Raw genomic sequence first — 21198 nt, 5'->3', positions numbered from 1 at the left:
TCATCATGAACATTGTAGAAATGGCAAATTACGTCACAGATGTATTTCCAGAAAACAAACCGTATTACAAAGAGCATATCAGGGACTATGGGACTGTGCTGGCTCACGTTTTTGCAATCGAGGCCATAACCATTCCAATAGAAAAGGATTTCAGTGTGGATTCAGAGAGTGAAACATTTCAGAAATATTGCAAGCTAATCCAATCTCTATGGGAAAATGGTGATGATGAAGTCAGAAATGTGATCGATGTAACCATCCTTGAAAGCATCTCTGATCATGAACAAATGTGGAAGTCTTTCGGCAGACATATCTCACAAGAATTCATTGACTATATCAACGATGAAGTACTGGGTGAAAATATTCTCATGAGCGGCATCCCACCTTTGATGAAAAATGAAAAAATATGACGTAAACGCACAAGAACAACAAAATGCCCCCGATCGATTAGAAACTTTGATCTAATCGATCGGGGGCATTACATTCAATATTACTTCTTCAATGCTGCATTCTTCTCAAGGATGAGGTTGAAGAGTTCCGTACCTGCGGGGACTTCCGTGAAATGCGTAATCGCCTCTTGGAGTCCATGCTCCTTTATATAGCTCTGCACCTCAACCGCCTCTGGATCATCCGCATAGTCGAAATGGAGGGCTGCAGCAATGACGGTTGCCAGTGCCTCTGGCTTTTTGCCGCGCTCCATGAGCTGCGCTGCCGGCGAGACGAGGCGATCCTTTGCGCCGAGCTTGCGCTTCGGTCCACGTGCGACGCGCGTCACAGCGTCGGAGAGGTGCGGATTCTTAAACCGCTCCTCTGCCGTGCGGATGTATGCTGCAAGCTGCTCACGATCAAAGCCGAATTTCTCAATGAGCAGTTCACTCGACTCTGCCCAGACGCGACGGACGAAGGAAACGATCGCCTCATCCTTCATTGCTGAGGCGATATCCTCAAGTCCTTTCAGATACGCCATATAGGCAATGGAGGCGTGCCCCGTGTTGACGGAGAAGAGCTTGCGCTCGATGTAGGCTTCGAGATTGTCCACCCACGTCAGCCCCTCGATCTGCGGCTCTGCGCCAACCACGCCCGTTCGGTCGACATCCCATTCGCAGAACGGCTCGACCTTCACGAGCAGGGGATCCTCGTTGTGCTGAATCGGTACGATGCGGTCAACGGCAGCGTCGGGGAATCCGATGCAGCGCGCGACCTTGTCCTTGACTGTATCGTCCAGATGTTCATAGACAAAGTTCTTGAGGACGGTCGAGCCGCCCACCATATTCTCACATGCAATGATGTTGAGCGGCGTCTCGTTCTTCTCAACGCGGCGTACAAGCCCCTTTGCGATGTTCGGCGCAATAAACTTCAAGATGTTTGGTCCGATGGCGGTGGTCACGATATCCGCCGTGACAAATGCATCCAGCAGTTCCTCGAGATTCACATTGCTGTTGATCGCCTTGACGTGCTCAACGTGAATGGTCTTCGGTACGCTTCCGACCACCTCGATATCATAGGAGCGGCGCGCGTTGATCTCATCAACCAGTGTCTCCGCAACATCGACAAATGTGACCTCATAGCCCGAACGCACGAGCAGTTCCCCGATAAAGCCGCGGCCGATGTTGCCGCCGCCGAAATGGATTGCCTGTTTCATCGAAATCTCCTTTCAGCTTTCCAGATTTATGATAAATGTCACGGGAAAATGGAGACTGCGATGCTCCTAAGCAAACCCTAGTGGAGTAAGCGGGAAAAGTGAGCGGTACGCCCCGTCGGATTTCTTTCGTTCAAGCGCAGCGCGTTTAAGAAGTCCGACGGTATTTGAGCGTACAAGCGCACGAACGCTTACGCAACTAAGTGTTTGCGTGGAGCATGCACGTCTGTATATTTTCTCAATCTGCCTTTGTAAAGACCTCGTAAAGCTCCTCGGCACTCTTAGTCTTGAAGAGCTCTGCGAGCTGCTCATCCGTGTAGTCGCCGACCATCGTCGCAATGTTCGCGAGGATGGCAAGGTGGTCGTTGCCGACACCCGCAATGCCGATGACGAGATGTGCTGTCTCATCGCCGAACTTAACCCCCTCGGGATACTGACAGACGACGATGCCTGTCTTCTTGATCGTGTCCTTGACCGCATTCTCGCCGTGCGGGATCGCGATGCCCTTGCCGATGTAGGTCGAGAGATCCTGCTCGCGGTTGAGCATCCCCTGCACATAGCCCTCGTCGACGTAGCCGCTCGCCACGAGCATCCTGCCCGCTGCCGTGACTGCATCCTCGCGGCTGACGCTCGGGAGACCGACCTTGACATTCTCCTTGAGCAGAACGCCCGCGCTGACGGTATCAGTCGCCTCGGCTTCCGCATCGGATGCCGGTGTACCTGCCTTGACAGACGCTTCTTTCAGACGCGCCGTGACAATCTCATAGACATTGTTCTGCGTAAAGTCGCGCACCCAGATGTGCTCTGCCTGCGGCGAGTCTGCAAGCGCACGTTCCGCGAGCTTTTCATGTGAGATGACGAGCTGTGCCTCAGCGGGAATTGCGCCGATGGCGCAGTTCGTGACGGAGATGTCCGTATAGCCGTCCTTCTTGAGCTTCTTGCGGAGTGCCGCCGCACCGAGTGCGGACGACCCCATGCCCGCGTCACAGGCGTAGACGATGACCTTCAGATCCTTGCCCGCAACCTTCTTCTCTGCGGGGAGCTCCTTACCGCGATTCTTCATGTCCGCCATGCTCTCGCGTGCCGCCTCAAGCGAATCCTCCTCGACATCCTTCGACATCTTGATAAAGACAGAGGCAACCGCGCAGGAAACCGCCGTCGCAACGGCGAACGCCGAGAGGTTTGCAAAGAGTGCCGAGCCGTTCGGCGTCATGGCGATGATCGCGAAGATCGAGCCCGGGGAGGACGGTGCAATCAGGCCGCCGCCGAGGAGTCCGAGCGTGAACACACCGGACATACCGCCTGCAATCGCCGCAACAATGAGGATCGGCTTCATGAGGATGTACGGGAAGTAGATTTCGTGAATACCACCGAGAACGTGAATGATCATTGCGCCGGGCGAGGACGACTTTGCCATCCCCTTACCGAAGAGCCAATAGGCAAGCAGAATGCCGAAACCGGGGCCCGGATTCGCCTCAAGCAGGAAGAACATGGACTTGCCGTATTCCTGTGCCTGCTGAATGCCGAGCGGACTGAGTACGCCGTGGTTGAGTGCGTTGTTGAGGAAGAGCACCTTTGCCGGCTCGATGATAATGGATGCGAGCGGCAGAAGCCCCATCGCAACAATTCCCTCCACACCGCTGCGCAGGATGTCATTCGCACCGCCGACCACGGGGCCGACGACGGCGTAGGCAATCATCGCAAGGATGCCGCCGAGAATGCCGAGCGAGAAGTTGTTGACCAGCATCTCAAAGCCGCCCGGAATGCTGTCGCGGATGGCATCGTCAAATTTCTTGATGATGCAGCCGCCCAGAGGTCCCATAATCATTGCACCGAGGAACATCGGGATGTCCGAGCCCGCGATGATGCCAGACGTGGCAATCGCCGCCATGACACCGCCGCGATGTCCATAGATTGCTGCGCCGCCGCTGTAGCCGATCAGCAGAGGAATCAGCCACTTGCTCATCGGACCGCCGACCTGCGCAAGGTATTCGTTCGGCATCCACCCCGTCGGGATGAACAGCGCCGTCAGAAAGCCCCACGCAATAAATGCGCCGATGTTCGGCATCACCATTCCGGACAGGAAGCGGCCAAACTTCTGCATGGCCTCCTGTGCACCTCCACCTTGTTTACCCATCATAATCCCCCTTCTAAAATAAAAAATTATCTACAAGAGCTCTTCCAATCTTTCACGAAAATGCTCTTCAAAAACGTATTCCAGTGTACGGCGCATCTCATCTGCGTCCCCATGTGCGAGGATATCCGTGAAGCTCGGCCGCTCCGCAATCTGCGCCGAGATCACCCCAAGGAGCTGCTTTGCCGCTGCCGTCTCTGTCGGAGCAAGCATAACGAGTGCCGTATGCACTGTGTCCGCCCCGTAGGGAAGCGGCTGGGCGAGACGAAGAACGCCGATCTGTGGTGTGCATAGCACAGATGCCTCTGTGTGAAGCAAAATCATCTGCGGCGCGACCCATGTGGGCGCGATTTCCTCACGTCGGAGAAGTGCTGCTGCAACATCCGCCGCACTCTCCGATACAAGGAGCTGCGCCGCCGCATCTGCCAGCTGCGGCAGTGTCTGCACCCGTACATCCACACGCAGTCGAAAGCCTGTAAGCAGCTCATAAATCGCACCGCTCAGACAATGAATCTCCGCCATCGCCTCGCTAAACCGCGGCTTTTCCTGCGTCTCAATAGCAGACCGCGGCACACAAGCGGCGAGTACAGTATCGATCCGCGCCCGATCGGATGCGGTCAGAAACGCACTCGCGACGACGACGGGCACGGGGAGCGGCGGGAGCGGAACGGTCGATACAACGAAGTCGACGGCGCGGCGTGTGATCTCCTGTGCCGTGAGTGCGAGGGAGGAGATCTCCCCCACCACGCGGATGCGATCGTAGGCACGGCGGATGCGGCTTGCGAGCAGACGGCTCGTCCCAAGTCCCGTAGGGCACGCGACGAGCACGCGCACAACGGGGCGATCCCCACCCGCCTCCGTCAGCGCTGCGCCGATATGAATGGCAATATACGCAGTCTCATCGGCGGGAAGCGGTGTTCCAACCTCCTCCTCCATCATACGCGTGGAGTACCGCGCGAGCTCCATGAGTTCCGGATGCTCCGCCTCCACCTCTACGAGCAGAGGATTGCGGATATCCATGTGGAGTTTCAGCCGATGCAGTGCCGGGGCGAGGTGATTCACCAGACCGGAGAGCAGTGTACGGCTTCTGATGAGGGGCGCACCGCTCTTTTCGGAGGCAAGACGCATAATCGACTGCGCGATCTGTACGAGGCGAAAGTTGTCCACCCGCCCTGCTCCTGCAGGGAGAGCCGTACCACGCGCACCGAGGAGGTGCATCGTGATGTAGCCGATCTCTGCCTCGGGGACGGAGAGAGCAAATGCTGCGCCCAACTGCGCCGCAATCATGCGCGCTGCCGCGAACTCCTCCGTGCGGCGCAGCTCTCCGAGCGTCCCCGCATCCATCACAATCGCATCGTGCTGCTGCATGCGCCGCACGGCGAGCGCGAGATGGACGACCAGCCCGACACGCGCGGTATCGGGAATATCCCGCCCGTGCGTCTCCTCGGCAACGATATCATCAATCGTCCGTATCTGTGCTCCGTCGACGAGACCGAGCAGAACCCGATCCGCCGCCGATGCCGCCCCCTCCGCACCGTCGTCGGCGACGAGCGCGAGCAGATCCACTTCATCCACATGATCGTGGATGATGCGAACGAGTGCACTGCGGATGTCCCGCTCCGCCCCCTCGACGTAAACCCCAAGTCCCGGACGGCGTACGAGCGTGATTCCCTGCTCCGCCAGAAATGGCTGAAGCCGATCGAGGTCGTGACTGACGGTACTGTCCGTCACGTCCAGAATGCGTGCCAGAGCAAAGAGTTTGAGCGGCTCATCCGCCATGAGGAGACGCGTCACGAGAATCGAACGCCGCTGATCGGGGGTCAGTTCCCCGCGTACATTTGTCTTGGAGATCTGCGTCCTTAGCCGCGTCAGATCTGCCTTATCCCCCGTCAGCATAAAGCCCGCGCCCGTGCGCCTGAGAAGTGTGATGCCGTACGGCATCAGTGCCATCTCAAGCCCGTGCATCTCACGAGTAATGGTGCGTGCGCTGACATCGAGGGCAGAGGCGATGCGCTCGGCGGGTACATAGCCGTCTGCGGTGAGGAGCACGGACAGAATCGCCCGCATACGCGCTGTCAGTTCCATCTGTCCGCCTCCTTTCGACCGTTGACATTTTTATTATAACGAATGGCATTCATACTTGCAACGAAAAGACCTTGCCCTTTGTCATGAAGGGCTGTAGACAAATAAAAAGAACCAATACACGACAAAACAGTCGTATATCGGCTCTGCAATCAATCAAAATCCAACCCGGCTACGGCGTTCAGATAAAGGTCACTGTACTTCCCTGCCGCCGCCTGATACGCGCCGCGACAGGCAATCATGGCAGCGTTGTCCGTGCAGAGACGCGGCGGCGGATAAAGATAGCGGATGCCCTCCGCCGCTGCCGTCTCACGCAGACGTGTCTCAAGGGACTTATTCGCCGCAACACCGCCTGCAAGGACAAGGGTATCGCGCCCCGCTTCGTGAATCGCCTCAAACGCCTTGTGCACAAGCACCTCGACAACGGCGGACTGGAACGAGGCGGCGATGTCCGCCTTGTTCAGTTCATGCCCCTTCATCTGCTCGCTGTTGATGTAGTTCAGCACGGCGGATTTCAGCCCGCTGAAGCTGAATTCGTAGTTTCCCTCCTGTGCAAGTGCACGCGGGAAGTCGATCGCGGTGGGATCACCCTCACGAGCGAGCTTGTCGATCTCGGGGCCGCCCGGATACGGCAGCCCCATCACACGCGCCACCTTGTCAAATGCCTCGCCCGCCGCATCGTCGCGCGTCCTGCCCATCTGGCGAAACGTCTCGTAATCCGCGAGATCGACGAGTGCGGTATGGCCACCCGAGACGACGAGCGACATAAAGGGCGGTCTGAGATCCTCGGCCGCAAGGAAGTTCGCAAAGATGTGCCCCTCCAGATGATTGACCCCGATGAGCGGCACACCGAGGGAGAACGCGAGCGATTTCGCCGCCGATACACCGACGAGAAGAGCACCGACCAGCCCCGGTCCATAGGTGACGGCGATCTGGTCGATCTCTGCGAGCTCCGTCCCCGCCTCCGCAAGTGCCTGCTCGATGACGGGCAGGATGCTCAAAATGTGGTTGCGCGACGCGATCTCGGGCACGACACCGCCGTATTTCTGATGGATCGGAATCTGCGTCGCGATCACACACGAGAGGAGTTCACGCTTCCCGCGCAGCACCGCCGCCGAGGTCTCGTCGCAGCTCGTCTCAATCCCGAGCGTCAGTTTTTCCTGCACATCTTTCATTTGCAAATTCCTTCAATTTCGTATGCCACATCAGGATCGCGTCCTCGTCATTGTCCTGATAGTATTTCTTGCGCACGCCGATTGCTGCAAAGCCGAGCCCCTCATAGAGACGCAGCGCAGGCGTATTCGACGGACGCACTTCAAGCGTCATGCGCTCCGCACCGCGCGCAGCCGCCGCACACATGAGCCGTGTCATGAGATCTTTCCCAAGCCCTCTGCCCCGCTGCGCGGAGGTCAGCGCGATATTCGTCACCTGCGCCTCCTCGAACGAGATCCAGCAGCCGCCAAAGCCAATGATTTCCGCATCCTCGAGCGCAACGATATAGCAGGCAAAGTCATTCGATGCCTCGCGCCAGAAATCCTCACGCGACCACGGTGTCGGGAAACTCTCACGCTCGACGGCAGCCACGCCCTCTGCGTCCTCCGGCAGCAGTGTACGAAAGTGAATCACTGCGCCGCCTCCGTACCGTGCCGCTTCTCCCACAGCACCTCCGCCTCACTGCGGCGCAGATAGAGCGGTGCAGCAGTCACGGGATCGTCCATCTCCCCGCGTGCAAGCCGCGTGAGTGCCGCGAGCCCTACACACGCCGCACGCGGCATCCGTGCATGAATCGGAGCAAGGCGCACATTTGCCGGAAGTGCGAGCGTCGTTTTCTTCTGCATGGCATCGCCGAGCAAAATCACAGGCTGCTCTGCGTTATCCAATCCCGCGATGACCTCCGTCAGAGGAAGAATCGCAAGGGAACGAATCTCTTGCAATATCAGCGCATCGCCATCCGCACGCCACGCAAATTCCTGCGCATAGACATTTCCTTTCTGCGCGTCCATCATAGGAACGAGGCGCACACCCTCACAGATATAGTGATGGGCAAGCGCCTCGAGTGTCGGTACTGCGATGAGAGGGATGTGCAGGGCATACGCCATCATCTTTGCCGACGCAAGTCCGATGCGCAGCCCCGTGAACGAGCCGGGGCCGATGCTGACGGCGATTCCCTCGAGTTCAGATTTTTCCACACGCGCCATACGGAGTGCCGTCTCGATGTGCGGCATCAACGTCTCCGAGTGCGTCAGTGCTCCCTGCATGCTGATCTCTGCCGCAACGCGCTCCGCCGACAGAACGGCAACGCTCGAGACCTGCGAGGAGGTATCAATGCTCAGGATTGACAATATCGCTCAACTCCTCCAAGAGAGCCGTACTCAACTCCCCTTCGGCGGCAAAGGTGAACTGCCGCTCCTCCCCGTCCAGTGCCGCGATGTTTACCTGCACGCGATCCTCAGGCATCGCATCGGGAAATTTCTCCGCCCACTCGATCAGAACAATGCCCTCCGTCGCCTCAACGTACTCATAGAAGCCGATGTCTTCCAGTTCCTCCTCGGATTCGATTCGATAGAGGTCAAAATGCACAATGGGACATGCCGCCTCATAGATGTTCATGAGGTTGAACGTCGGGCTCGTCACGTCGCTCTCCACCCCGAGCGTCCGCGCAAGCGCACGCACAAAGAGCGTCTTGCCCACCCCAAGTTCTCCATCGAGGCAGATCACCGTCCCCTCGCGGATGATTTTACCGATTGTTCCCGCTAAATGCGCAGTCTCTTCGGGAGAGTGCGTGATACAGGTGAGCATATTCTGACCCCTTATGAATAAAAGAAATAGAAACTTTTGATACATTATAACATGAGACGCGATTTTCCGCAAAGAAAAAGCGGAGCGGAGAGATGTCCTCCCCGTCCGCTTACTGCGGGAATCGTACTGTCATGTGCCCGCCCGGCACATCGATCTCGCGTACAACCGCACGCAGTGCGGGAATGAGAATCTCACGCCCATCCTCACTGCGCACGGCATAGACATCGTTGCTGCCCGTACGGAGAACATTCTCGACCGTGCCAAGTTCATTGTCCTCCTCATCGTACACCGTCAGCCCCACGATGTCAAAGACGTAGTACTCGCCCTCATCGAGCGGTGCCGCCTCTGCTCGCGCAACGGTGAGATGCCGCCCCGTAAGTTTTTGCGCGTCCTCGCGGACAGCATACTCACGGAAACGCATGAGGAAGTTCTTCCCCTGCGGCTTGACGCTCTCGATGTGCAGCAGCTCATCGCCGACCATAACCTCGCGCAGCGCAGCAAAACGCTCGGGAAAGTCCGTCAGCGGGATAACGCGCAGCTCGCCGCGAATCCCATGCGCCGCACCGACGCGTCCAATGACGATGCGCTCATTGCTCGCATCAGGAACGGATGGCGACAATCTTGTCATCCTCCACCAGAATCTCGACGTTCATGAGCTCGCGCATATCGTCGCCGACCTTCGCCTTGACCAGACGCTCAAGCGTGCCCTGCACGATTTCCGCACCCTCGACGAACTTCTGCAGCTCTTCGCGATGTGCCGTCGTCTCCTCGATGTAGTCGAGACGACGCTGACGCTCCTGACGGATCGCGTTGATGTGCTGAATCGCCTGCGGCGTCAGCTCGCCCTGCTCCGCCTCCTGCATGACGCGCTTCTCCTGGATGCCGAGCTGCTGCACCTCGAGCTCCGCACGGCTGAGACCTTCCTCCATCTCCTTGAGCATCTTCGCACGCAGCTTCTCCGTCAGCTTTGCCTTGACGGTGACAGGCACCTTCATTGTGATTGTATCCACTCTGTATTTCTCCTATTGCAACAAATATGCAAAAACGGCGACCGTCCGAGACGCACGCCGTTTGCACATCAGCCGATCTCGACCGTTGCCCTCTTATTCTCCTTCGTCGCGGCAGCCTTGACAACACTGCGCAGCGCTTTTGCGATGCGCCCCTGCTTGCCGATGACCTTACCCATGTCATCCTCTGCCACACGAAGTCTCAATATGATCTCCTGATCATCCTGCGTTTCGTCAACGACGACAGCTTCCGGATGATCGACCAAGGATTTTGCGATAACCTCGACTATCTCTTTCACGCCGGTCGTCTCTCCTCATCGCAATACGCACGCCGCGAGAGTTCACCGAGATGGTGAAGTCCCCCGCGCACGCACTGTATTTGTCAGTCCTTCTGACGCTTTGCCTCGGCGAATTTCGCCATCGTACCGTTCTTGCTCAGGAGGTTCCTGACCGTGTCGGTCGGCTGTGCGCCCTTCTTCATCCAGTCGATTGCCTTCTCCTCGTCAATGCTGACGACAGCGGGCTGCTTCGACGGATCGTAGTTTCCAAGGATCTCGATGAATCGACCGTCACGCGGTGCACGCGAGTCGGCGACCACAATGCGATAAAAGGGATTCTTCTTCGCACCCATGCGGTTCAAACGAATCTTGACTGCCATAATTTCACCACCTTTCGTTGTGTGAGATTCATTGTGTATTATTTGAAGAATGGCATCTTCGGAAGCCCCATGCCGCCGAGTGACGGCATGGAGGGCATTCCGCCCTTGCCCTTCATCTTCTTCATTTTCTTCATCATCTTGCGCATCTCGCCAAACTGCTTGAGCAGCTTATTGACATCCTGCACGCGTGTTCCGCTGCCCGCAGCGATGCGCTTGCGGCGGCTGCCGTTGATGATCGTGATATCCGCACGCTCCTTCGGTGTCATCGCACGGATGATTGCCTCAAGCTGGCGCATCTCCTTGCCGTCGAGGTCAAACTCCTGATCGCCGAGCTTCTTCTTGAGATTGCCCATCCCCGGAATCATGCCGAGGATGCTATTCAGCGATCCGAGCTTCTTCACCTGCTGCAGCTGATCGAGGAAGTCGTCGAGCGTGAAGTCGTTCTTGCGGAGCTTCGCCTCCATCTTCTTCGCGTTTTCGAGGTCGAAGTTCTCCTGTGCCTTCTCCACGAGGGAGAGCACATCGCCCATGCCGAGGATGCGCGATGCCATGCGGTCGGGGTGGAACACCTCGAGCGGTTCGAGCTTCTCGCCCATGCCGACGAACTTCACGGGACAGCCCGTGACCGCCTTGATCGAAAGTGCGGCACCGCCGCGTGCGTCGCCGTCGAGCTTCGTCATGATGACGCCATCCAGCCCGAGCGACTCGTCAAAAGACTGCGCGACGTTGACGGCTTCCTGTCCCGTCATGGCATCCACAACGAGCAGGATCTCATGCGGCTTTACCGCAGCCTTGATATCGCGCAGCTCCTGCATGAGCGTTTCGTCGATCTGCAAACGTCCCGCAGTGTCGATGATGACGACATCGTTCGCGTGCGATGCCGAATGACCGATCGCGGCGCGTGCAATGGCGACGGCATCCTCCTGCCCCTGCGAGAACACGGGCACTTCGACCTTTTCACCGATGACTTCGAGCTGCTTGATCGCAGCGGGACGATAGATGTCGTCCGCGACGAGCAGCGGGCGTTTGCCCTGCTTCTTGAGCATGAGCGCGAGCTTGCCCGCCGATGTGGTCTTACCCGAGCCTTGGAGGCCGACGAGCATGATGACGGTCGGCGGGTTCGGACTGATGTTGAGACGGCTCTCCGTCCCGCCCATCAGCGCGGTCAGTTCCTCGTCAACGATCTTGATGACCGCCTGTGCCGCCGTGAGTGTGTCGAGCACCTCCTGCCCGACGGCACGCTCCTTCACGCGTTTGACGAAGTCCTTGACGACCTTGAAGTTGACATCTGCTTCGAGGAGTGCCATCCGCACCTCGCGCATGGCATCGTTCACATCGTCCTCGGTCAGCTTGCCATGTCCGCGCAGCTTCTTGAAGATCCCCTGCAAACGATCGGACAGATTCTCAAAGATCATTCTCCCACCTCCTTCGTATCGTCCTGTGATGTGTATTGTTCCAGTTCGTCCGCGATGCGCCGCACATCAACGCACGCAATCGGTTCTCTGAGTGCACGCAGCTCCGCACAGATCGCAGTAAGTGCGTGCTCCTGCGCCTGTTGACGCGCGAGGAGTCCGAGTGTCTCCTCCATCTCCGTGAGCGCACGCTCTGCGCGGCGGATATTGTCATGCGCCGCCTGCCGCGTGATGCCCAGCTCCTCGCCGATCTCCGCGAGGGAAAAGTCCTCCGCGATGTGCAGACGCAGACACTCGCGCTGCTTTCCCGTAAGAAGCCCGCCGTACAGGTCATACAGTCTTGCGAGCTCATAAAGTCGCTCCATGCACATCACCTGTTTCTAAACACTGTTGGAATTATAGCGGCAAACGAAAAGCCTGTCAAGTATTTTTCTTGACAGGCTAAGTTATATGCGTCTACGTTCCTTTTTGAATGCACTACACCAAACGCAGATGTGTTCTCTTTGGGGACGGATGGTGAAACGGAATCCAGGAAAGCGGTGTAGATGCCACTGTCTCCCCCTCTATTGTGAGCGATATCGTAATCGCAATCAGATCATGCCCTGTCACATCTGTCAAGAGAAATGCATATGCATTTTGGAGGTCGGTTGAAAATGCAAGCAAATTACATTCTTCCAAAAACCTGACATAAGCAAACAGAACGCTTAAATCGTCCACCATGCCGCCGTCTGCCATGCCGACACACAAAGCATGAAACGCCTTGACCGGCTTTTGAATAAAAAAGGTCTTCGTATCGGTTGCTTCATTGACAAGCGGCATGCCCTCAAGCTTCATGAAGCCTTCCATAACAGGAAGATAGAATGCCACAGCCCGATCGCCATCGGTCTGCTCCCAGATTTCTGCCATAAAGGGAATTCCGTTCTTCGTTGTGCCATAGGAATACCCCATATTCTCAGGCGAAATGTTTTCCTGCGAAAAGTTGTATGTGATGAACGGATGATTTGTTTGATAAAATCCCGGTACTGCTGTCACAGCTTCAGATGTATCATTGGTGCATATTGTTCCAACATCCTGAAATACATCTGCAAATGCGTGAAAATTTTTCTTTTCACCTCTATCAATAATTGCAAATGCTATTGTCTGAAAGTATTTATGATATCCTTCATTCATAAGAATATCATAAAAATACTTTGCAACGTTATGTGGATCGTGTCCAAATGCCCCGCATCCCCATGCGCCAAGAACGAGAGACGAATACCCATGCGCTGCGGCAACGGCAAACATTTTCCTTAGCCTCGATTTCATTACACGGGACAGCACAGCGGGAGAAACCTCCCGCGCCGCACCGTTGCGGTTCGGCGCAGGAATCGTAATGACAGAGGTCAGAAACGGCTCATCCAAAAAATCATCATGAAGATCCCGAAAGACGCATACATGGGGTGATAGTATCATGTAGTCGGAATCACAGGCATTTTTTCGACGATTGTTATAGTCATACATCTCGTATGCCACATCGCCGCCTATGGAATGATAGAGCGTACTCTCTCTGCACAAACATTCTTCCTGTGCATTTGCGCCGTTTCGAAACCCGCCGCCGGGTACGTGTGCATTGGCGAAATTCATTACGAGGACGTTCTCCATTCCCTCGGCACAGGCAAAAGAATCTGCATCCAAGATGTAGATATCGGGCGTATCTGATATCGAGCAGCAACTTTTTACAACTTCTCCACAGCGTTTTGCCTCCTTGGCATCTATGAGAATTGCTGTGCTACAGTTCTCTTTGGGAAGAACTATTGTTTTTCCATCCTTTTGATACCTGCCTCGATGCGTAACCTGTATGGTTTCTTCCGCGATTCGCCTGCGTTCCTGCCGAGACATCGCAGCCCCTCCTTTTTCATCTCATTGCATGGAGGTCTCCCCGACCCACTTCCAATCTTCAATTTGCTGCTCCAATGGTCGATTCCTTATCCCAAGACCGCCGCAATGTGCCAGCGGGTATATCACCCCGCCCCCATACACAGGATCCGCGTTGATCTGTGGATGTTCTTCGATGTATTTCATATAGCCCTTATATGGTATTCTGGATCCTTTTACAAGTGCCTTATAAACACATTCAAAGCTCATACGTCCCAAGCACAAAATATTCTTTGGCTGCAATATGGTACATAACTCCCGAAAACGCTCCCTGTCCTTATTCATGACCTCCTTCTTCATACCCCTGCTGCTTTCTTTACGCCGATAGCCCAAGCAAAAATTCGTAAAGAAAAGCTCATCGTACTGCTGTTGTGCAATTTCATAACCCAAATGACGAAAGAGTTCAATCAAGTTTTTATCCGTTTGAAACCCACTGTCCATTTTCTTTTCGTCACTGATATACGGTAAGTCTTTTCCGCTGATAATCTCTCTGATCCGATCTTGAAACGTCTTCGGTACAGAATATGGGTTACCCCAGTCCTGTCCAACCAACAAGTATTTGATTTCCGGCGTCGTTTCAGCATATCCTCTGCCCTGCCAATAGGTATAAAGATTGATTTCTTTACAAACACCAAACGTCTCATCAAGCGGCATCAGAAAAGAAGATCCATCCTGATCCTGATAGAATTTCTGCGCATCTTTTACAAGCTTGTCATAGGCTTCACATTTGTTCATTTCTGGCCCTCCTCATTTCATTCTAACATCTATAGTATCCACTTCAACATACAATGTCAAGACTAAAGGAATCCCATTCAAAAAAGGCATGAAGCGGTTTCGTGCCAGTTCATGCCTAAGAACTCATTGTATTGTCATATCCTTATGTCACGTCTCAGCGACGGAATTTTTCCAGCGGCTCTGCGTGGTCGGTCACGAACTCGACCGTGCCGATGTACTCGCCCGACTTATCATACATCGCCTGATACTGCACGCGGATCGGACGCTCGCGGATGTAGCGGTGCACGATCATCTGCGTGCGCTTCTTCGCCTTGAAGTCCGCGATCAGATTCCGCACCACGGGGATAATCTCGGGCGGGTGGCAGTTCATCACGTCGCGCCCGAGTGCGGACAGCGGACGCGTGAACACCTGCCCCTCGTTTGTGAAGAAGCGGACGACATCATCCTTGTCGATAAAGGTGATGTCCACGGGCAGCAGCTGAAGAATCGTTGTCAGCTGCTCCATCGAGAGCTCACCGGTCGGAAACTGGAGCTTCCCGCCCACCTGAGACTGTGCGAGACGCGCTGCCTCCTGATCGAGCCACGGCTGCGCCGCCTCCCACGCAGGGATGGGAACGCCGAACGAGATGCCCATGTCCGGCAGATCGTGATAGCAGCGATACCATTCCATCTGCGTGAAATAGCGCAGGCTGAGTGGGAAGAGAATCTTCTCCTCCTTAAAGATCATTTCACGTACGCGCTGCGTGAGTGCACGGATCCGTGACTCATACATGGGCAGCGTCTCTTCGTCCGCCTTGAGCGCCTTGATAATCATGGCGAGCTCGCGCTTCATCTCATCGTCGATGCCCCACATGACCTGCGAGGGTCCCGTGACACCGTAATCGTAGAGAATCGGCATCAGCAGTTCTTCCTTCTTGATGTAGTGGGAGCGCACATCACCGAGCGCGAGAATGTGCTGGAGCATGACATCCGTACGCTTTGCGCCGTCCAGCTCGCCCTCAATCGTGTCGAGCAGCGCGTCGAGTGCCGTATTCTCCGCACGCAGGATCGTGAGCGGATGCCCCTCGGGCAGCGCGTCGATGTCATCGGGATTCACCGATGCCGCCTGTGCGTGAATCTCGTCATGCGAGAGCGCACCTGCCGGCGGCTCGCTCGCTACGCCGTGAAAGAGCGCCGAATGAACATCGCAGAGGCGCTGTACCTCTGTGATCGGCATTCCCTCCTTGATAAGGGTCTGTTCTGCCGTCATGATCTCCTGTGCGTCGACGTGACTGAACTCCTGCACGAAGTCCTTGCGGACGGAGTCGAGATCCTCGCCGCCCGACAGCCGCTCGATGAAGTTTCGAATGCGCCCCTGCCGCGACTGCGCATCATCGCTGATCACCTGATAGCCACGCTCCTCAAATGCCGCGATGACCTTCGAGAGCTCGATCCCCTTCACCGCTGCGCCGCGCGGAATCGTCATGATGCGCCCCATTACGTTCAGCGCAACGGGGTTCGTAATTTCCTTAAATCCGATCTGCGACATGATCTCCTTTACTTCGGGATTCTCCTCCACCAGCTCGGCAACCGTCTTTTTCAAATCGAGTACCTTTTCCATGGGTTCTCTCCTTTATCTATATTATCGTACATCATCATCTCTGTGTGACGATTATAACGCAAAGCGATGAAAAAGTACTGTAACCTTTGATACGGAAATGAAATAAGGAGCAATATGAAGGAAAATACACCTTTATATTGCTCCCTGTTGTGCCCCTTCCACCGCTTCGCTGTCCCCCTTCCCCGCAAGCGGGGCAGACTTTTGGATTTACAATCTCTTAAACGTAAACTCCGTCCCGTCAAAGCCAAGCTCCACGGTATCGCCGCCGCGCACATCACCCGCGATGATCTTCTTCGAGAGGGCGGTCTCGACCGTGTGCGTGAGCAGACGACGCAGCGGACGCGCACCGAAGTCGGGGTCGAACCCCTCGTCCGCAAGTGCCGTAATCGCCGCATCGTCCCACGTCAGCTGAATATCCGCCTGACGCTCAAGGCGCTTGCTGAGTGCCGCGAGCATGATCGCCGCGATGCGCTTCACGTTGTCCTTTGTGAGTGCCTTGAACACAATCGTATCATCCACGCGGTTCAGGAACTCGGGGCGGAAATACTCTTTGAGCAGTGCGCGCACCGCCGTCTCCGCCTCCGCATAGTCCTTGCTCAGGATTTCATGCGAACCGAGGTTGCTCGTCATGATGATGACCGTATTCTTGAAGTTCACGACGCGCCCCTTGCCGTCCGTCAGACGCCCATCGTCGAGAATCTGCAGCAGCACGTTGAACACGTCGCGGTGTGCCTTCTCAATCTCGTCGAGCAGGATCACGCTATACGGGCGGCGGCGCACCGCCTCCGTCAGCTGGCCCCCCTCATCGTAGCCGACATAGCCCGGAGGCGCGCCGATGAGACGCGAGACGCTGTGCTTCTCCATGTACTCGCTCATGTCGATGCGGATCATGCTCCGCTCATCGTCAAAGAGCGATTCGGCAAGGGTCTTTGCAAGCTCGGTCTTGCCCACGCCTGTGGGACCGAGGAAGATAAACGAGCCGATCGGACGGTTCGGATCCTTGATGCCCGCACGCGCACGCAGGATTGCCTCACTGACGGCGGTCACCGCCTCGTCCTGTCCGACGACGCGCTCGTGCAGCACCTCCTCAAGGCGGAGCAGCTTCTCGCGCTCGCCCGTCATCATCTTTGTCACGGGGATGCCCGTCCAACGGCTGACAACACGCGCGATGTCCTCCTCACCAACCTCCTCCTTGAGCATCCGCTCACCGTCCGCCTTCGCGGCAATCGCCGTCTCCTCTTCCGCGAGCTTCTTCTCGAGTTCCGGCATCTTGCCGTATTTCAGCTCCGAGGCGCGTGCGAGGTTCTGGGCACGCTCCGCCGCCTCCATCTCGCCGCGCAGCTCATCCATCTCCTTCTTGATGGCACGCACGCGCAGGATCGCCTGCGTCTCACTCTCCCATTTTGCTTGGAGTTTCGCTTCCTCGGCGTGCAGCTGCTCCTTCTCTGCAACAAGAGCGGCGAGTTTTTCCTTCGATGCCTCGTCCGTCTCCTTTTTCAGTGCCTCCTCCTCGATGTCGAGCTGGAGGATCTTGCGGCGGATCTCATCGAGCGGCGCGGGCATGGACTCGATCTCCGTGCGCAGCTTTGCCGCCGCCTCGTCGACGAGGTCGATCGCCTTGTCCGGCAGGAAACGGTCGGAGATATAGCGGTCGGAGAGTGTCGCCGCTGCCACGAGTGCTGCGTCGCGGATGCGTACGCCGTGATGCACCTCGTAGCGTTCCTTCAGTCCACGCAGAATGGAAATCGTGTCCTCCACGCTCGGCTCGCCGACCATGACGGGCTGGAAGCGGCGTTCGAGTGCCGTGTCCTTCTCGATGTATTTGCGGTACTCGTTCAGCGTCGTTGCACCGATGCAGCGCAGCTCACCGCGCGCGAGGAGCGGTTTCAGCAGATTGCCCGCATCCATCGCGCCCTCTGCCGCACCCGCGCCGACAACTGTATGCACCTCGTCGATAAAGAGCAGTATCTGGCCCTCGGACTTTGCGATCTCATTCAGCACACCCTTGAGACGTTCCTCGAACTCACCGCGAAACTTCGCGCCCGCGACCAGTGCGCCCATGTCAAGCGAGTAGAGCGTCTTGTTCTTCAGCGACTCGGGCACATCCCCCGCCACGATACGGCGGGCAAGCCCCTCGACAATCGCCGTCTTGCCGACACCCGGCTCACCGATGAGCACAGGGTTGTTCTTCGTACGGCGCGAGAGAATTTCAATCGAGCGGCGAATCTCCTCGTCGCGTCCGATCACGGGGTCGAGCTTGTTCGCACGCGCCGCCGCTGTCAGATCGCGCCCGTATTTCTCAAGGGACTGATAGCCCTCCTCGGGGTTCTCGCTCGTGACATTCTGCTTGCGATGTTTCTGGATGGCATCCTGCACCGCACTCTTCGTCAGCCGGAACTCACGCGCAATTGACTGTACCTCATCGCTCCCATCCGTGATGAGCGCGAGCAGCAGATGTTCGGTTGAAACGTACTCGTCCTTCATCGACTTCGCCAGTTCCTCGGCACGTCCGAGCACGCGCACCATGTCCATCCCCATGCCAAGGCGGTTTGTCCCGCGCACGCTCGGAATGGCGGCAAGCTCCTTTTCGAGCCGTGCCTTGAGCAGCGGCAGATCAACACCGCAGACATCGAAGATCGTTGCAAGCAACCCCTCCGGCTCCTTAGCAAGTGCGAGCAGTACGTGTACCGACGTGATTTCCTGATGGTAGCGCATCGCCGCAATCTGCTGTGCCGACTGCAGTGCCGCGAGCGTTCGCGCTGTGTATTTATCCTGTTCCATAATATGTCCCTCCATCGAATATTTGTCTTTATGAACCCATTATATCAGTTAAAGTCAAAAAGTCAAATACTTTCTTTGATTTTTTGACTTTTATTTTTCAGAAAAGGCTTCGACGAAAATTCGACGAAGCCACAACTGCCTGATTCTGTGATAACTATTATGAAAGAATACGCGCTACGATGCTCCTAAGCAAACCCTAGTGGAGCAAGCGAGAAAATACTGACCTGTCCAAGAAGCAAGTTCGTAGGACGAAGCTGATTGGGAAACAGGTCGTATGGGAAAACGTCCCAAGAACACGAGCGATAGCGAAGTGCGATTGGATGACGTTGACCGCTTGCGCGGTACGCCCCGTCGGATTTCTTTCGTTCAAGCGAAGCGCGTTTAAGAAGTCCGACGGTATTTGAGCGTACAAGCGCACGAACGCTTGCACAACTAAGTGTTTGCGTGGAGCACGTACGCCCGTAAGTTTTGACACAGATTCAACATTTAGATCATATTCTTTTTATATGCGTCGTAGAGCTCCTTAAGCTCCTCCATCTTCGCATACATCTCAAGCTGCAGTGCGGATGCCGTCGGATAGTCGCCCTCATTGAGCGCCTTGATGAGCAGCGTAAAGAGAGCCTTGTCGTCGATCGTGTCCTTTGCAAGGTAGATGCGCAGATCGTGGATCTTGTTCCACATATAAGCATCCTGATCCGTCACGAAGTCGCTCTTGATCTCCGTCATACGGCGGACGATGTTGCGGTTCTCGGGAATGATGCGGCTGATGAGCTCGATCTTCCAGCGCAGGAGCGCACCCGTACGGAACGAGTCGATGATCTGCGGGCGGAGTGTATTCGCCTGTGTGAGCACCGCCACCTTATCGGGATAGAGATCAAAGCCGAGCATATTCTCCCAGACCGTCGCGGGCGGCTTGCCGAAGCGCGCGTCGCGCTCGTCCGCCGTATAGTGCTCGAACACGTCCTCCTCGCTCCGATAGGCACGGTCTTTCTCAAGATAGCCTGCCGATTCCCCCGGCTGCTTCGACAGCTCCGCGAGCAGCTCATCCGCCGTGCGTCCCGCCGAATACTTGATACCGTCGAGAATCGCGAGGTACGAAGCGGCGATGACGAGGTAGGTGTTCGAGTAGGGATTGGTCGCGCGCAGCTCGAACCGCGTTGCAAGCGGATTTTTGAGGTCGCGGATGAGGCTGACAAGCACCGTACGGTTGCGCGACGGGATTGCAGGTGACGCACCGAATGAGGTGACGACGCAGACCGGCGCCTCGAAGCCCGGCTTCAGACGGTTGAATGCGTCGTTTGTCGCGGAGACAAACGGATTGATCGCCTCATAATTCTTGAGCAGCCCCATGAGTGCGCCGTAGCCGACCGCATTCATATAGTGTGCATTCTGGTCGTCTGCGGCAAAGAGGCTGTGACGCTTGCCGTCCTTCGTGATTGCCGCGAGACTCAGATGCGTGTGCTCACCATTGCCCGCAAGCCCGATGAGCGGCTTCGCCTTGAAGTTGACCTCAAGCCCGTAGAGTCGGAAGATCTCGCGGACAAAGGTACGGACGAAGAGTTCGTTATCCGCCGCCTGCACGGCACTATCATACTGCCAGTCAATCTCGATCTGCTCGCAGACGTGCGTCATGCGCCCGCTCTCGTTGATCTGCGCCTTGAGTCCACCGACCTCCTTGTGCCCCATCTCCATGTGAAAGCCGTATTTGTCGAGCTGGATAATGCAGTCCTCAAGTGCCGTACGCACAGCACCGTGCGTGCGCTCCCAGTACTGCTCGTTCATCACCTGCGAGGCAGACATCTCCTCGATGGATGCGTTGTCATCGAGCGGTGTTTTGACCCAGAACTCGAGCTCCGTCGCCGACGTGAACGCGATGTCCACGATATCCGCACCGTTCAGAGAAGGCGCAGCAGAAATCTCAGGATTCCGATGGAAGAAATCGAGGAGTTCCGCTTTCACATAGGCGAGCGTATCCACGAGTACCGCACGTGAATCGACACGCTTTTCCTCGTGAATGATAAACGAGGGAATCCGCAGCGTCCCGATGGGCAGCCCTGTCTCCTCGTCCGCCCCCTCGGGGTCGTAGTCCACAAACCAGTTGACTGCGGGATCAATCGGCAGATCCACCTTTGCATTGTTGATCGTCGCAATCTTCGGCAGGACGACAGAGGAACCGTCCGTCTGCACGGCAGTTCCATTGTAGAATTTCTCAATGTCCTCAATGAAAATCCGCACGGGAATCTTCTCGTCCGTATCGTTGCCCGCCATGTCGATGCCGACAAGCGAGACGAAGCGCACCTCGGGATGCGCCTTGAGCTGGCGGATGACCTCTTCGCGCGGCGTGTTGGCGGGAATCTTATAGAGGAGCTCGTTCATCTTTGCGTACCACCCTTTTCCAAAAGAATGCCATGCGGCATAAACTCACGCGCTCATCTTACCA

The 21198-nt window shown here is 56.3% G+C and carries 19 protein-coding genes; 1 reads left to right on the top strand and 18 read right to left on the bottom strand.

The annotated features are described in order from the left end of the window. Positions 1 to 5: 5 nt before the first annotated feature. Positions 6 to 407, top strand: a complete 402-nt coding sequence (locus HMPREF9334_RS00400; RefSeq protein WP_006691529.1) for a DUF7674 family protein — start codon at positions 6 to 8, stop codon at positions 405 to 407. Positions 408 to 487: 80 nt separating this feature from the next. On the opposite strand, the gene HMPREF9334_RS00395 is transcribed toward HMPREF9334_RS00400, so the two are convergent. From HMPREF9334_RS00395 to HMPREF9334_RS00310, 18 genes are all read right to left on the bottom strand, one after another. After that, on the bottom strand, positions 488 to 1639 hold the full coding sequence (locus tag HMPREF9334_RS00395) for a mannitol-1-phosphate 5-dehydrogenase (RefSeq protein WP_006691528.1): 1152 nt from the start codon (positions 1637 to 1639) through the stop codon (positions 488 to 490). A 235-nt stretch (positions 1640 to 1874) separates the two neighbouring features. Then, entirely contained in the window at positions 1875 to 3773 is a 1899-nt protein-coding gene (locus HMPREF9334_RS00390) for a PTS mannitol transporter subunit IICBA (protein ID WP_039957053.1), read from the bottom strand. Positions 3774 to 3803: 30 nt separating this feature from the next. Then, on the bottom strand, positions 3804 to 5855 hold the full coding sequence (locus HMPREF9334_RS00385; RefSeq protein WP_006691526.1) for a BglG family transcription antiterminator: 2052 nt from the start codon (positions 5853 to 5855) through the stop codon (positions 3804 to 3806). Positions 5856 to 6004: 149 nt separating this feature from the next. Then, on the bottom strand, positions 6005 to 7027 hold the full coding sequence (gene tsaD / locus HMPREF9334_RS00380) for a tRNA (adenosine(37)-N6)-threonylcarbamoyltransferase complex transferase subunit TsaD (RefSeq protein WP_006691525.1): 1023 nt from the start codon (positions 7025 to 7027) through the stop codon (positions 6005 to 6007). Then, entirely contained in the window at positions 6990 to 7478 is a 489-nt protein-coding gene (gene rimI / locus HMPREF9334_RS00375; RefSeq protein WP_006691524.1) for a ribosomal protein S18-alanine N-acetyltransferase, read from the bottom strand. Before rimI ends, tsaD begins: the two co-directional genes overlap by 38 nt. Continuing rightward, positions 7475 to 8194 (bottom strand): tRNA (adenosine(37)-N6)-threonylcarbamoyltransferase complex dimerization subunit type 1 TsaB, encoded by a 720-nt coding sequence (gene tsaB, locus HMPREF9334_RS00370; RefSeq protein ID WP_006691523.1) that lies wholly within the window; start codon positions 8192 to 8194, stop codon positions 7475 to 7477. The genes rimI and tsaB overlap by 4 nt, the downstream gene beginning before the upstream one ends. Next, positions 8175 to 8651: a tRNA (adenosine(37)-N6)-threonylcarbamoyltransferase complex ATPase subunit type 1 TsaE gene (gene tsaE, locus HMPREF9334_RS00365; protein WP_006691522.1), complete on the bottom strand. Its 477-nt coding sequence runs from the start codon at positions 8649 to 8651 to the stop codon at positions 8175 to 8177. The genes tsaB and tsaE overlap by 20 nt, the downstream gene beginning before the upstream one ends. Positions 8652 to 8760: 109 nt before the next feature. Then, the gene (gene rimM, locus HMPREF9334_RS00360; protein ID WP_039957052.1) at positions 8761 to 9279 is read right to left on the bottom strand and encodes a ribosome maturation factor RimM; all 519 of its coding nucleotides are present in this window, start codon (positions 9277 to 9279) and stop codon (positions 8761 to 8763) included. Beyond that, positions 9251 to 9661, bottom strand: coding sequence for a YlqD family protein (locus HMPREF9334_RS00355; protein ID WP_006691520.1), 411 nt, complete (start codon positions 9659 to 9661; stop codon positions 9251 to 9253). The genes rimM and HMPREF9334_RS00355 overlap by 29 nt, the downstream gene beginning before the upstream one ends. 68 nt (positions 9662 to 9729) lie before the next feature. Continuing rightward, on the bottom strand, positions 9730 to 9957 hold the full coding sequence (locus HMPREF9334_RS00350; protein WP_006306836.1) for a KH domain-containing protein: 228 nt from the start codon (positions 9955 to 9957) through the stop codon (positions 9730 to 9732). An 83-nt stretch (positions 9958 to 10040) separates the two neighbouring features. Continuing rightward, positions 10041 to 10316, bottom strand: coding sequence for a 30S ribosomal protein S16 (rpsP, locus tag HMPREF9334_RS00345; protein WP_006691519.1), 276 nt, complete (start codon positions 10314 to 10316; stop codon positions 10041 to 10043). 38 nt (positions 10317 to 10354) lie between these two features. Further along, the gene (gene ffh, locus HMPREF9334_RS00340) at positions 10355 to 11731 is read right to left on the bottom strand and encodes a signal recognition particle protein (protein WP_006691518.1); all 1377 of its coding nucleotides are present in this window, start codon (positions 11729 to 11731) and stop codon (positions 10355 to 10357) included. Beyond that, entirely contained in the window at positions 11728 to 12093 is a 366-nt protein-coding gene (ylxM, locus tag HMPREF9334_RS00335) for a YlxM family DNA-binding protein (RefSeq protein ID WP_006691517.1), read from the bottom strand. Before ylxM ends, ffh begins: the two co-directional genes overlap by 4 nt. Positions 12094 to 12205: 112 nt before the next feature. After that, positions 12206 to 13606, bottom strand: coding sequence for a TIGR02452 family protein (locus tag HMPREF9334_RS00330; protein WP_006691516.1), 1401 nt, complete (start codon positions 13604 to 13606; stop codon positions 12206 to 12208). 21 nt (positions 13607 to 13627) lie between these two features. Next, positions 13628 to 14377 (bottom strand): hypothetical protein, encoded by a 750-nt coding sequence (locus HMPREF9334_RS00325; RefSeq protein WP_006691515.1) that lies wholly within the window; start codon positions 14375 to 14377, stop codon positions 13628 to 13630. 154 nt (positions 14378 to 14531) lie between these two features. Beyond that, complete coding sequence (locus tag HMPREF9334_RS00320) at positions 14532 to 15977, bottom strand: DUF438 domain-containing protein (RefSeq protein WP_006691514.1); 1446 nt, start codon at positions 15975 to 15977, stop codon at positions 14532 to 14534. A gap of 207 nt (positions 15978 to 16184) precedes the next feature. After that, on the bottom strand, positions 16185 to 18758 hold the full coding sequence (gene clpB / locus HMPREF9334_RS00315; protein ID WP_006691513.1) for an ATP-dependent chaperone ClpB: 2574 nt from the start codon (positions 18756 to 18758) through the stop codon (positions 16185 to 16187). A gap of 486 nt (positions 18759 to 19244) precedes the next feature. Next, positions 19245 to 21134: a type I glutamate--ammonia ligase gene (locus tag HMPREF9334_RS00310; protein WP_006691512.1), complete on the bottom strand. Its 1890-nt coding sequence runs from the start codon at positions 21132 to 21134 to the stop codon at positions 19245 to 19247. Between the last annotated feature and the right edge of the window lie 64 nt (positions 21135 to 21198).

The sequence above is a fragment of the Centipeda infelix ATCC 43532 genome (assembly GCF_000234095.1).
In the GTDB taxonomy this organism is placed as follows: Bacteria; Bacillota; Negativicutes; order Selenomonadales; family Selenomonadaceae; genus Centipeda; species Centipeda infelix.
Note: the sequence above shows the minus strand (reverse complement) of the source record. Positions and strands in the feature narration are given on the sequence as shown.

Coding starts and splice junctions, on each gene's coding strand:
- HMPREF9334_RS00400 (WP_006691529.1), top strand. CDS start 6: ATGAACATTGTAGAAATGGCAAATTACGTCACAGATGTATTTCCAGAA.
- HMPREF9334_RS00395 (WP_006691528.1), bottom strand. CDS start 1,639: ATGAAACAGGCAATCCATTTCGGCGGCGGCAACATCGGCCGCGGCTTT.
- HMPREF9334_RS00390 (WP_039957053.1), bottom strand. CDS start 3,773: ATGGGTAAACAAGGTGGAGGTGCACAGGAGGCCATGCAGAAGTTTGGC.
- HMPREF9334_RS00385 (WP_006691526.1), bottom strand. CDS start 5,855: ATGGAACTGACAGCGCGTATGCGGGCGATTCTGTCCGTGCTCCTCACC.
- tsaD (WP_006691525.1), bottom strand. CDS start 7,027: ATGAAAGATGTGCAGGAAAAACTGACGCTCGGGATTGAGACGAGCTGC.
- tsaE (WP_006691522.1), bottom strand. CDS start 8,651: ATGCTCACCTGTATCACGCACTCTCCCGAAGAGACTGCGCATTTAGCG.
- rimM (WP_039957052.1), bottom strand. CDS start 9,279: ATGACAAGATTGTCGCCATCCGTTCCTGATGCGAGCAATGAGCGCATC.
- rpsP (WP_006691519.1), bottom strand. CDS start 10,316: ATGGCAGTCAAGATTCGTTTGAACCGCATGGGTGCGAAGAAGAATCCC.
- ffh (WP_006691518.1), bottom strand. CDS start 11,731: ATGATCTTTGAGAATCTGTCCGATCGTTTGCAGGGGATCTTCAAGAAG.
- ylxM (WP_006691517.1), bottom strand. CDS start 12,093: ATGGAGCGACTTTATGAGCTCGCAAGACTGTATGACCTGTACGGCGGG.
- HMPREF9334_RS00330 (WP_006691516.1), bottom strand. CDS start 13,606: ATGTCTCGGCAGGAACGCAGGCGAATCGCGGAAGAAACCATACAGGTT.
- HMPREF9334_RS00325 (WP_006691515.1), bottom strand. CDS start 14,377: ATGAACAAATGTGAAGCCTATGACAAGCTTGTAAAAGATGCGCAGAAA.
- HMPREF9334_RS00320 (WP_006691514.1), bottom strand. CDS start 15,977: ATGGAAAAGGTACTCGATTTGAAAAAGACGGTTGCCGAGCTGGTGGAG.
- clpB (WP_006691513.1), bottom strand. CDS start 18,758: ATGGAACAGGATAAATACACAGCGCGAACGCTCGCGGCACTGCAGTCG.
- HMPREF9334_RS00310 (WP_006691512.1), bottom strand. CDS start 21,134: ATGAACGAGCTCCTCTATAAGATTCCCGCCAACACGCCGCGCGAAGAG.